General features: G+C 66.9%; 8 protein-coding genes and 1 pseudogene. 4 read left to right on the top strand and 5 right to left on the bottom strand.

All coding sequences use genetic code 11. The features are described 5' to 3' along the window. Positions 1 to 42: 42 nt before the first annotated feature. From ACCC94_RS13230 to ACCC94_RS13245, 4 genes and pseudogenes are all read left to right on the top strand, one after another. Positions 43 to 1,341 (top strand): MdtA/MuxA family multidrug efflux RND transporter periplasmic adaptor subunit, encoded by a 1,299-nt coding sequence (locus ACCC94_RS13230; RefSeq protein ID WP_413349905.1) that lies wholly within the window; start codon positions 43 to 45, stop codon positions 1,339 to 1,341. Continuing rightward, positions 1,338 to 4,417: pseudogene (locus ACCC94_RS13235) on the top strand (MdtB/MuxB family multidrug efflux RND transporter permease subunit). Before ACCC94_RS13230 ends, ACCC94_RS13235 begins: the two are co-directional and overlap by 4 nt. After that, positions 4,417 to 7,533, top strand: coding sequence for a multidrug efflux RND transporter permease subunit (locus tag ACCC94_RS13240; RefSeq protein WP_413349906.1), 3,117 nt, complete (start codon positions 4,417 to 4,419; stop codon positions 7,531 to 7,533). Before ACCC94_RS13235 ends, ACCC94_RS13240 begins: the two are co-directional and overlap by 1 nt. Next, the gene (locus ACCC94_RS13245) at positions 7,530 to 9,005 is read left to right on the top strand and encodes an efflux transporter outer membrane subunit (RefSeq protein ID WP_413349907.1); all 1,476 of its coding nucleotides are present in this window, start codon (positions 7,530 to 7,532) and stop codon (positions 9,003 to 9,005) included. Before ACCC94_RS13240 ends, ACCC94_RS13245 begins: the two co-directional genes overlap by 4 nt. Positions 9,006 to 9,012: 7 nt before the next feature. Here ACCC94_RS13245 and ACCC94_RS13250 read toward each other — a convergent pair whose 3' ends face one another. From ACCC94_RS13250 to ACCC94_RS13270, 5 genes are all read right to left on the bottom strand, one after another. Continuing rightward, complete coding sequence (locus ACCC94_RS13250) at positions 9,013 to 9,306, bottom strand: hypothetical protein (protein ID WP_413349908.1); 294 nt, start codon at positions 9,304 to 9,306, stop codon at positions 9,013 to 9,015. A 23-nt stretch (positions 9,307 to 9,329) separates the two neighbouring features. Next, positions 9,330 to 9,923, bottom strand: coding sequence for a C40 family peptidase (locus ACCC94_RS13255; protein ID WP_413349909.1), 594 nt, complete (start codon positions 9,921 to 9,923; stop codon positions 9,330 to 9,332). A gap of 147 nt (positions 9,924 to 10,070) precedes the next feature. Then, positions 10,071 to 10,715 (bottom strand): C40 family peptidase, encoded by a 645-nt coding sequence (locus ACCC94_RS13260; RefSeq protein WP_413349910.1) that lies wholly within the window; start codon positions 10,713 to 10,715, stop codon positions 10,071 to 10,073. Positions 10,716 to 10,860: 145 nt separating this feature from the next. Then, positions 10,861 to 11,286: a VOC family protein gene (locus tag ACCC94_RS13265; protein ID WP_413349911.1), complete on the bottom strand. Its 426-nt coding sequence runs from the start codon at positions 11,284 to 11,286 to the stop codon at positions 10,861 to 10,863. A gap of 18 nt (positions 11,287 to 11,304) precedes the next feature. Next, a partial coding sequence (locus ACCC94_RS13270) for a hypothetical protein (protein WP_413349912.1) occupies positions 11,305 to 11,584 on the bottom strand: 280 nt, incomplete at its 5' end.

An 11,584-nucleotide genomic window follows, 5' to 3' on the forward strand; every position in this document is an offset into this window, starting at 1 on the left:
TCGCTTCTTTGCGCCACGCCCCTTTTCAAAAGACAGAGCCCCATGACTGCAAGCAACGGATCGCCCTCCAAACTCCGCAAACTGCGCCCCTGGCTCATCACCGCGCTGCTGTTCGCCGCGGTGGTGGGGCTGATCATGTGGCTGCACTCGACGTCGACCGGTGCGCCGGCGGCCCAGGGCGGACGCGGCGGAAGACCGGGTCCGGGGCAGATGGCCGCGGGGCAGGGCGGCGCGGCGGTGACCGTCAGCGTGGCTCCTGTGGTGAAAGGCGACCTGCCGGTGCACTACCACGCACTGGGCACGGTGACCGCCTACAACACCGTCAACGTCCGTGCGCGGGTCAGCGGCCAGCTGGTCAAGGTGCCGTTCCAGGAGGGCCAGGAAGTGAAGGCCGGCGACGTCCTCGCGGTGATCGACCCGCGTCCGTTCCAGGCCGCGCTGGACCAGGCACAGGGCACGCTGCTGCAGAACCAGGCGCAACTGAAGAACGCTCAAATCGACCTGGCCCGCTACAAGGGCCTGTACGCCGAGGACTCCATCGCCAAGCAGACCCTGGACACCCAGGAAGCGCAGGTCCGCCAGTACGAAGGCACCCTGAAGACCAACCAGGGCCAGGTCGCCGACGCCAAGCTCAACCTCGAATTCACCCAGGTGCGCGCGCCCATCTCCGGCCGCGTCGGCCTGCGCCAGGTGGACGTGGGCAACCTGGTCACCTCCGGCGACACCACGCCGCTGGTGGTGATCACCCAGGTCAAGCCGATCTCCGTGGTGTTCAGCCTGCCGCAGCAGCAACTGGGCACCATCGCCCGCGAGCTTTACAGCGGCAAGCCGGTACCGGTGGAGGCGCTGGACCGCAACCAGAACCAGACCCTGGCCACCGGCGTGCTGAAGACCCTGGACAACCAGATCGACACCACCACCGGCACCGTCAAGCTCAAGGCCGGCTTCGAGAACGACGACCACAAGCTGTTCCCCAACCAGTTCGTCAACGTGCGCCTGCTCGCCGAGACCCTGCCGGGCGTGCTGACCATTCCGGCCAACGCCGTGCAGCGCGGCAACGACGGCACCTACGTCTACCTGGTCGGCGAGGAGAACAAGGCCAAGCGCCAACTGGTCACCCTGGGCACCAGCGAAAGCGAGCGCGTGGTCGTCACCGAGGGGCTGAAGGAGGGTGATCGTGTCGTCGTCGAGGGCACCGACCGCCTGCGCGACGGCACCCGCATGAATATCGCCGTCTCCGACGCCAAGGCCCGTGCGGCTGCCGGCGAGGAGGGCGACAAGTCCACCGCCAAGCCGTTCGGTTCCGACACGCCGGTCCAGGACAGCGGTAAGAGCGAATGAACCCGTCCCGCCTGTTCATCCTGCGGCCGGTCGCCACCACGCTGTTGATGGTGGCGATCCTGCTGTCGGGGATCATCGCCTACCGCTTCCTGCCGATCTCGGCGCTGCCGGAAGTGGACTACCCGACCATCCAGGTGGTGACGCTGTATCCCGGCGCCAGTCCGGACATCATGACTTCCTCGGTGACCGCGCCGTTGGAGAACCAGCTGGGGCAGATTCCCGGCCTCAACGAGATGTCCTCCACCAGCTCCGGCGGCGCCTCGGTGATCACCCTGCAGTTCAGCCTGCAGATCAACCTCGACGTCGCCGAGCAGGAAGTCCAGGCGGCGATCAACACCGCGCAGAGCCTGCTGCCCAAGGACCTGCCGAACCAGCCGGTGTACAGCAAGGTGAACCCGGCGGACGCGCCGATCCTGACCCTGGCGGTGATGTCCCCGGACATGCCGCTGCCGCAGATCCAGGACCTGGTGGATACGCGTCTTGCGCAGAAAATCTCGCAGATTTCCGGCGTCGGCCTGGTCAGCATCAGCGGCGGCCAGCGCCCGGCCGTGCGCATCCGCGCCAACCCCGGCGCACTCGCCGCCGCCGGCCTGAGCCTGGAGGACCTGCAGACCACCGTCACCAACAACAACCTCAACGGCCCCAAGGGCAGCTTCGACGGGCCGACCCGTTCCTCGACCCTGGACGCCAACGACCAGTTGAAGTCCGCCGACGCCTACCGCGACCTGATCATCGCCTACAAGAACGGCTCGCCGCTGCGCGTGCGCGACGTGGCGAGCGTGGAGGACGACGCCGAGAACGTGCGCCTCGCCGCCTGGGCCAATACCTCGCCGGCGGTGGTGCTGAACATCCAGCGCCAGCCGGGCGCCAACGTCATCGAGGTGGTGGACAGCATCAAGAAGATGCTGCCGCAATTGCAGGCGACCCTGCCCGGCAGCCTGGAAGTGACGGTACTCACCGACCGCACCACGACCATCCGCGCCTCGGTGGCGGACGTGCAGTTCGAGCTGTTCCTCGCCGTCTGCCTGGTGGTGATGGTCACCTTCCTGTTCCTGCGCAACATCTCCGCGACGCTGATCCCCAGCTTCGCCGTGCCGCTGTCGCTGATCGGCACCTTCGGCGTGATGTACCTCGCCGGCTTCTCGATCAACAACCTGACGCTGATGGCGCTGACCATCGCCACCGGCTTCGTGGTAGACGACGCCATCGTCATGGTGGAGAACATCGCGCGCTACCTGGAACAGGGCGACGAGCCGCTGGAGGCTGCGCTCAAGGGCTCGAAACAGATCGGCTTCACCATCATCTCGCTGACCTTCTCGCTGATCGCCGTACTGATCCCGCTGCTGTTCATGGGCGACGTAGCCGGCCGGCTGTTCCGCGAGTTCGCCATCACCCTGGCGGTGGCGATCCTGATTTCCGGCTTCGTTTCCCTGACCCTGACGCCGATGCTCAGCGCCAAGCTGCTGCGCCACGTCGAGCCGGAGAAGGAAGGACGTTTCGCCCGCGCCGCCGGGCGCTTCATCGACAACATGATCGAGCGCTACGCGAGCGCCCTGCGCGTGGTGCTGCGCCACCAGCCGCTGACCCTGCTGGTGGCCATCGCCACCGTGGTGCTCACCGCGCTGCTGTACATCTTCATGCCCAAGGGCTTCTTCCCGGTGCAGGACACCGGGGTGATCCAGGGCATCGCCGAGGCGCCGCAGTCGATCTCCTTCCAGGCCATGGCGAGCCGCCAGCAGGACCTGGCGCAGATCGTGCTGAAGGACCCGGCGGTGGAAAGCCTGTCCTCGTTCATCGGCGTCGACGGCACCAACGCCACGCTCAACACCGGGCGCCTGCTGATCAACCTCAAGCCTCACGCCGAGCGCGACGTGACCGCCAGCGAGGTGATCCATCGCCTGCAGCCGGAGCTGGACCAGATCGCCGGCATCAAGCTGTACATGCAGCCGGTGCAGGACCTGACGATCGAAGACCGCATCGCCCGTACCCAGTACCAGTTCACCCTGCAGGACGCCGACCCGGACGTCCTCGCCGACTGGGTGCCGCGCCTGGTGGATCGCCTGCAGCAACTGCCGGAGCTGGCCGATGTGGCCACCGACTGGCAGGACAAGGGCCTGCAGGCCTACATCAACATTGACCGAGACACCGCCTCGCGCCTGGGCGTGAGCCTGTCTAGCATCGACAGCGTGCTGTACAACGCCTTCGGCCAGCGGCTGATCTCCACCATCTTCACCCAGGCCACGCAGTACCGCGTGGTGCTGGAAGTGGCGCCGGAATTCCAGATCGGCCCGCAGTCGCTGGAGAACCTCTACGTACCGTCCAGCGATGGCACCCAGGTGCGCCTGTCGAGCCTGGCCAAGGTGGAGGAGCGGCATACGCTGCTGGCGGTCAACCACATCGCCCAGTTCCCGGCCGCGACCATCTCCTTCAACCTGGCCAAGGGTGTCGCCCTCGGCGAGGCGGTGCAGGCGATCCGCGACGTGGAGGCGCAGATGGACATGCCCGTCAGCCTGCAGGGCAGCTTCCGCGGTGCGGCGCAGGCCTTCGAGGCCTCGCTGTCCAACACCCTGCTGCTGGTGCTGGCCTCCATCGTCACCATGTATATCGTGCTGGGCATCCTCTACGAGAGCTTCATCCACCCGGTGACCATCCTCTCCACGCTGCCCTCGGCGGGCGTGGGCGCGCTGCTGGCGCTGATGCTCTCGGGGCAGGACATCGGCATCGTGGCGATCATCGGCATCATCCTGCTGATCGGCATCGTCAAGAAGAACGCGATCATGATGATCGACTTCGCCCTGGACGCCGAACGCAACGAGGGCAAGCCGCCCCATGAGGCGATCTACCAGGCGTGCCTGCTGCGCTTCCGGCCGATCCTGATGACCACCATGGCCGCGCTGCTCGGCGCCAGCCGCTGGGCGTCACCATGGTCGGCGGCCTGCTGGTCAGCCAGCTGCTGACGCTGTTCACCACGCCGGTGATCTACCTGTACTTCGACCGCCTCGCCGCTCGCTGGGCCAACTGGCGGCAGCGCCACGGCCTGGAGGTGAACAGCATCGACCCGGCGGAGCGTGGCTGATGGGCGGCCTGTCTCGCCTGTTCATCCTGCGCCCGGTCGCCACCTGCCTGCTGACCCTGGCGCTGATGCTGGCCGGCGCGCTGTCGTTCAGCCTGCTGCCGGTGGCGCCGCTGCCCAACGTCGATTTCCCGACCATCCTGGTGCAGGCCTCCTTGCCCGGCGCCAGCCCGGAAACCATGGCCTCCACGGTGGCGACGCCGCTGGAGCGCTCGCTGGGACGCATCGCCGGGGTCACCGACATGACCTCCAGCAGCTCCCTGGGCAACACCACCATCATCATCCAGTTCGACCTGTCCAAGGACATCGACGGCGCCGCGCGCGAGGTGCAGTCGGCGATCAACGCGGCCATGAGCCTGCTGCCCTCGGGCATGCCGAACAACCCGACGTACCGCAAGGCTAACCCGTCGGACATGCCGATCATGATCCTCACCCTGACCTCGGATACCTACACCCGCGGGCAGATGTACGACCTGGCCTCGACCATCGTCTCGCCCAAGCTCGCCCAGGTGAAAGGCGTGGGGCAGGTGAGTATCGGCGGCTCCTCGCTGCCGGCGGTGCGCGTCGACGTCAATCCGGACCAGCTCAGCCAGTACGGCATCTCCCTGGACACCGTGCGCAACGCCATCAACAACACCAACGCCGACGGGCCCAAGGGCTCGCTGGAGTTCGGCGAGCGGCACTGGCAGGTGGACTCCAACGACCAGCTGCGCAAGGCCAGCGAGTATGCCCCGCTGATCGTCCACTACAACGCGGAGACCGGCGCGGCGGTACGCCTGAAGGACGTCGCCAAGGTCACCGACTCGGTAGAGGACGTGCGCAACGCCGGCTTTTCCGACGATTTGCCGGCGGTGCTGCTGATCATCACCCGGCAACCGGGCGCCAACATCATCGAAGCCACCGACGCCATCCACGAGCAGTTGCCGATCATCCAGGACGTGCTCGGGCCGCAGGTGAAGCTGTCGGTGATGGACGACCGCAGCCCGTCGATCCGTTCCTCGCTGGAAGAGGCCGAGCTGACCCTGATCATCTCCGTGGTGCTGGTGATCCTGGTGGTCTACCTGTTCCTGCGCAACGGCCGCGCCACGCTGATCCCCAGCCTCGCGGTGCCGGTGTCGCTGGTGGGCACCTTCGCGGTCATGTACCTGTGCGGTTTCTCGCTGAACAACCTGTCGCTGATGGCGCTGATCATCGCCACCGGCTTCGTGGTGGACGATGCCATCGTCGTGGTGGAGAACATCGCGCGGCGCATCGAGGAGGGCGACCCGCCGATCCAGGCGGCGATCCGTGGTGCGCGCGAGGTGAGTTTCACCGTGCTGTCGATGACCCTGTCGCTGGTGGCGGTGTTCATCCCGCTGCTGCTCATGGGCGGCATCACCGGGCGGCTGTTCCGCGAATTCTCGGTGACCCTGGCGGCGGCCATCCTTGTGTCGCTGGTGGTGTCCCTGACGCTGACGCCGATGCTCTGCGCACGCCTGCTCAAGCCCATGGAACGAGGGCCGAAGAAGGCCTCGGTGGAGCGCCAGAGCAACCGCTATTTCGTCGCCTTCATGCAGCGCTACCGCGCCAGCCTGAGCTGGGCGCTGGAACACTCGCGGCTGATGGTGATGATCATGCTCGGCTGCATCGCGCTGAACCTGTACCTGTTCGTGGTGGTGCCCAAGGGCTTCCTGCCGCAGCAGGACTCCGGGCGCCTGCGCGGCTTCGCGGTGGCCGACCAGAGCATCTCGTTCCAGGCGCTGGACAAGAAGATGGCGCAGTTCCGCCGGATCCTTTCCGAGGACCCGGGCGTGGAGAACGTGGTGGGCTTCGTCGGCGGCGGCAAGTGGCAGTCGAGCAACACCGGCTCCTTCTTCGTCACCCTGAAGGACATCACCGAGCGCGACTCCGCCGAGACCATCGTCAACCGTCTGCGCAAGAAGCTGGCGGAGGTGCCCGGCGCCAACCTGTTCCTGGTCGCCGGCCAGGACGTGCGCATCGGCGGCCGCCAGGGCAACGCGCAATACGACTTCACCCTGCGCAGCGACGACCTCACGCTGCTGCGCGAATGGGCGCCCAAGGTCGAGGCGGCGATGAACAAGGTGCCGCAGATCGTCGACGTGAACAGCGATGCCCAGGACAAGGGCGTGCAGAGCCGCCTGGTGATCGACCGCGACCGCGCCGCCAGCCTGGGGGTGAACGTCGCCGAGGTGGACGCGGTGCTGAACAACTCCTACGGCCAGCGCCAGGTCTCGACCATCTTCAACCCGCTGAACCAGTACCACGTGGTGATGGAAGTCGCCCAGCCCTACCAGGAGACGCCCGAAGAACTGCGCCAGGTCTACGTGATCAACAGCGAAGGGCAGCGCATCCCGCTTTCGGCCTTCACCCACATCGAGCCGAGCCGCGCGCCGCTGGAGGTCAACCACCAGGGCCAGTTCGCCGCCACCACCTTCTCCTTCAACCTGGCCCAGGGCGCGCAGATCGGCCCGGCCCGCGACGCGATCCTGGCGGCGGTGGAACCCATCCACCTGCCGATGGAAATCCAGGCGACCTTCGAAGGCAACGCCGGCGCGGTGCAGGACACGCAGAACGACATGCCCTGGCTGATCCTGCTGGCGCTGGTGTCGGTCTACATCGTGCTGGGCATCCTCTACGAGAGCTACGTGCACCCGCTGACCATCCTCTCGACGCTGCCTTCGGCGGGCGTCGGCGCGCTGCTCACGCTGATGCTGTTCCGCACCGAGCTGTCGCTGATCGCGCTGATCGGGGTGATCCTGCTGATCGGCATCGTGAAGAAGAACGCCATCATGATGATCGACTTCGCCCTGGACGCCGAACGTACCCAGGGCCTGTCGCCCAGGGACGCGATCCTGGAGGCGGCGATGAAGCGCTTCCGGCCGATCATGATGACCACCCTGGCCGCCATCCTCGGTGCGCTGCCGCTGATCTTCGGCATCGGCGGCGACGCCGCGCTGCGTCGCCCGCTGGGCATGACCATCGTCGGCGGGCTGATCGGCAGCCAGTTGCTGACCCTGTACACCACCCCCGTCGTCTATCTCTACCTCGACCGCCTGCGCCATTGGGTCAACCAGAAGCGCGGCGTGCGCACCGATGGCGCCCTGGAGACACCCGTATGATTCGCTCCCACTCACTTCTCCCTCTGGCCCTGGCAGTGGCCCTGGCCGGTTGCGCCATCGGCCCGGACTACCAGCGCCCCGAGCTGACGGTGCCCGCCAGCTTCAAGGAGGGCGAGGGCTGGCAACTGGCCAAGCCGCAGGACGGCTTCAACCACGGCGCCTGGTGGGAGCTGTACGGCGACGCCACGCTGAATGACCTGCAGACCCGCCTGGTGGCTGCCAACCAGACCCTGGCGCAGTCGCTGGCGTCCTACCGCCAGGCCCAGGCGCTGGCCAAGGGCGCGCGGTCCTCCTTCTTCCCCACCATCAGCGCCGACGTCGGCAAGACGCGCTCGGGGCAAGGCACCGGCAGCGGCGGCAGCGTGCGCCTGCCGGACGGCTCCACCGTCAGCAGCGGCGGTGGCAGCAGTTCGATCAGCAACAGCTATTCGGCGAGCCTGGGTGTGAGCTGGGAGCTGGACCTCTGGGGCAAGCTGCGTCGCCAGCTGGAAGCCGACAACGCGAGTATGGACGCCAGTGCGGCGGACCTCGCCAACTCGCGTCTTTCCCTGCAGTCCCAGCTCGCCCAGAACTACCTGCAACTGCGCGTGATGGACCAGCAGATCAAGCTGCTCAACGACACGGTCACGGCCTACCAGCGCTCGCTCAAGCTCACCGAGAACCAGTACAACGCCGGCATCGTCACCAAGGCCGACGTCGCCCAGGCGCGTACCCAGCTGAAGAGCACCGAAGCCCAGGCCATCGACCTGAAGTACCAGCGGGCGCAACTGGAACACGCCATTGCCGTGCTGGTCGGCGTGCCGCCGGCGCAGTTCTCCCTGGCCGCCGTCGATGGCGTGCCGAGCCTGCCGAATGTGCCCGCGCTGCTGCCGTCGGAGCTGCTGCAACGCCGCCCGGACGTGGCCTCCGCCGAGCGCCAGGTGATCTCCGCCAACGCCAAGATCGGCGTGGCCAAGGCCGCCTGGTTCCCCGACCTGACCCTCACCGCCGCCGGCGGCTACCGCAGCGGCAGCTTCCAGAACTGGATCGAGACGCCCAACCGCTACTGGTCCATCGGCCCGCAGTTCGCCATGACCCTGTTCGACGGCGGGCTGATCGCCTCCCAGGTCGAACAGGCCGAGGCGAGCTACGACCAGACGGTGGCCAGCTACCGGCAGACCGTGCTGGACAGCTTCCGCGAGGTCGAGGACTACATGGTCCAGCTCAAGGTGCTGGAAGAGGAAAGCGGCGTGCAGCAGGAGGCGCTGGATGCCGCCCGCGAGGCGCTGCGCCTGACCACCAACCAGTACAAGGCCGGCACTATCGACTACAGCGATGTGGTCACCACCCAGACCAGCGCGCTGTCCAACGAACGTACGCTGCTGACTCTCACCGGCAGCCGGTTGACGGCCAGCGTGCAGCTGATCGCAGCCCTGGGCGGGGGCTGGGATGCGGCGAGGATCGCCGAGGAAGGGCAGGCCAAGCGGGACTGACGCCAGGTCAGTCCTCGTGGAGGGCGCTCAAGGGGATACGGAAGCGATTCTCGCCGTCCAGTGAGCGAATGCCGCGCGGCAGCACGGTGCTGACCAGCACCGTGCCTCCGCGGCGCTCCAGCACTTCGCAGGCGATGCGACCGCTGGCCGGCAGGCGGCCGTCGTCCGGGCCGTGGATGACCGCCGAGCGCTTCTTCAGGAAGCGCCAGTCGCGGCCCTCGGCATCGATCAGCCGGCACTCGGCCCAACCGGGGAAACACTCTTCGGTGTAGCGGATGATCTCGACCTGGATGCCGGGCATCGCGAGCCTCTTGCAAGGGTTTGTCAGCCGTTGAAACGGCGGGCGGTGGTGAAGCTGCGTTCCCAGTAGCGGTTGTCCAGGGAATCCTGGCGGATGCGTCCACCCGTGCTCGGGGCATGGATGAACTGGTTGTTGCCGATGTACAGGCCGACGTGGCTGACGTTGCCGCGACCATTGCGGTTGAAGAACACCGCGTCGCCGGGTCTGAGCTCGTCGCGGTGGATGCGCAGGCTGTCGCTGTCGATCATTTCGCCGGTGGTGCGGGGCAGCTTCATCCCCGCTTCGGTGCGGAACAGGTAGACCAGCAGTCCGCTGCAGTCGAAGCCACTGGCCACGGTGCTGCCGCCGAACCGGTAGGGCAGGCCGATCAGCTCGCGGGCGCGTTCCACCACGCGCGAGTTGCTGCCGGAGTTGAGCTTGTGCCGGCTGGCCTGCACTGGCTGTCTGGCACCGAGGTGCTGGCGAACATTGTTGCGATTGACGATCTTGCCCTGCGCGGCGCGCGAAAGTTTTGCGCCGGCTTTGTGAAGGGAAGCGGTCTTCGTCTCGCGGGCTTCGACCGACGTGACGGAAAGGGCGAGCATCAGGGCGGTGCTCAGGATAATCAGGGGGCGCATCTGGGGTACATCGGGGTGACGGGTGAATGAAAAGGGCCGCCATCTTAGAAATCCCGCCGGATGATTGAACGTGGGGACGGTGCAAGTCTCTGTAGGTATTTTCTGATTGATGCCTGATCAGTGACGCGTAGCGGAATTCGTGTCCGGTCAGCCGCTGAACCGTCGGGCGGTGGTGTAGCTTCGCTGCCAGTAGCTGTTCCCCAGCGAATCGATGCGGATGGTCTTGCCGGTGCTCGGTGCGTGGATGAAACGGTCGTCGCCGATGTACAGGCCCACATGGCTGGTCGCACCTTCGCCGTTGTGGTTGAAGAACACGGCGTCGCCCGGTTGCAATTCGTCGCGGTCCACCCGGTTCTGGCGCTGGGCGATCATCGAGGCAGTGGTGCGCGGCAGCTTGCGGTCGGCGATGCTGCGGTAGAGATAGACCAGCAGGCCGCTGCAATCGAAACCCTCTTCCTCGCTCTGGCCGCCCCAGCGATAGGGCGTGCCGATCAGCTCGTGGGCGCGGGCGACGATGCGCGAGGTATCCACCGGGCTGAAGCGCTGCCGCACTTCGCGGCGCAGTTGCGCGATGGCCCCTGGACGTTCATGCCCCCGCGAAACCCGCACGGACTCCTCGCTGCGCCGAGCAGTGGCAGCGCGCACCGCCGCTCCGGCGGCGGGCAGGAAGCTCCGGTCGACGGCCGGGGCCTCGTAGCGGCGCCAGTCCGGGGTATCGAACTCGTCGGCCAGCGCGAAGGGCGCCGTCAGGGCACAGAGCAGGTAGAACGGAATCCAGCGGAGAGGGCGCACGTCGAGTCACCTGGTAGTGAGCGGGAGAGACGGGCGCCATCCTAGGAGTGGCTAGGGAAGTGCTATGTAGGAAGTTTCCACTTGAATTGAAGGGTAATTCCACGCTTGATCAGCGGTTTCCGGCCTTCCAGCCGGAAGCCGCACGTCAACGCGCGAACAACTGGCCGATGTCCTTGAAGGCCTTGAATTCCAGGGCATTGCCGCAGGGGTCGAAGAGGAACAGCGTCGCCTGCTCGCCCACCTGCCCCTGGAAGCGCACGTGAGGCTCGATGACGAACTGCGTGCCGCGCTCACGCAGCCGCTGCGCCAGGCGCTCCCAGTCCTCCCACGGCAGCACCACGCCGAAGTGCGGCACCGGCACGTCATGGCCGTCCACCGCGTTGGTGTGCGCCGCCTCCTGGCTGGCGGTGCGCGGGTGTTCGTGGATCACCAACTGGTGGCCGAAGAAGTCGAAGTCCACCCACTGGGCACTGCTGCGGCCCTCGGCGAGGCCGAAGACTTCGCCATAGAAACGCCGGGCCAGGGCGAGGTCATGGACGGGAATGGCCAGGTGAAAGGGCGAGAGCGCCATGGGCTTCTCCACTCAGGTTCAGGCCGGTACGGCCAGCAGGCGGGTGATGGCGGCCTTGGCCGCGTTGATCTGGCCGTCGCGGGCCAGGCGGGTGAATTCCAGCAGGGCATGCTCGTGCTCGGCGAGGTCGTCGAGGATGTCGCGGTCGTCGTCGTCGCCCTGGTCGGCCAGCTGGTCGTAGCGCTGGACATAGGGCTCCACCAGCACTTCGAGTTTTTCCAGGGTCTGCGGCCAGTCGAGCCCGTGCCAGTCGGCGGCGCGCTGGCGGCCCTGGGCGGCGGCGTGGGCAGTGTCGCCC

The organism is Pseudomonas sp. Pseusp97, assembly GCF_047304025.1.
GTDB lineage: Bacteria > Pseudomonadota > Gammaproteobacteria > Pseudomonadales > Pseudomonadaceae > Pseudomonas.

What these genes read in the sequence shown, in the direction of transcription:
- ACCC94_RS13230 (WP_413349905.1), top strand. Translation starts at nt 43, where the DNA reads ATGACTGCAAGCAACGGATCGCCCTCCAAACTCCGCAAACTGCGCCCC.
- ACCC94_RS13240 (WP_413349906.1), top strand. Translation starts at nt 4,417, where the DNA reads ATGGGCGGCCTGTCTCGCCTGTTCATCCTGCGCCCGGTCGCCACCTGC.
- ACCC94_RS13245 (WP_413349907.1), top strand. Translation starts at nt 7,530, where the DNA reads ATGATTCGCTCCCACTCACTTCTCCCTCTGGCCCTGGCAGTGGCCCTG.
- ACCC94_RS13250 (WP_413349908.1), bottom strand. Translation starts at nt 9,306, where the DNA reads ATGCCCGGCATCCAGGTCGAGATCATCCGCTACACCGAAGAGTGTTTC.
- ACCC94_RS13255 (WP_413349909.1), bottom strand. Translation starts at nt 9,923, where the DNA reads ATGCGCCCCCTGATTATCCTGAGCACCGCCCTGATGCTCGCCCTTTCC.
- ACCC94_RS13265 (WP_413349911.1), bottom strand. Translation starts at nt 11,286, where the DNA reads ATGGCGCTCTCGCCCTTTCACCTGGCCATTCCCGTCCATGACCTCGCC.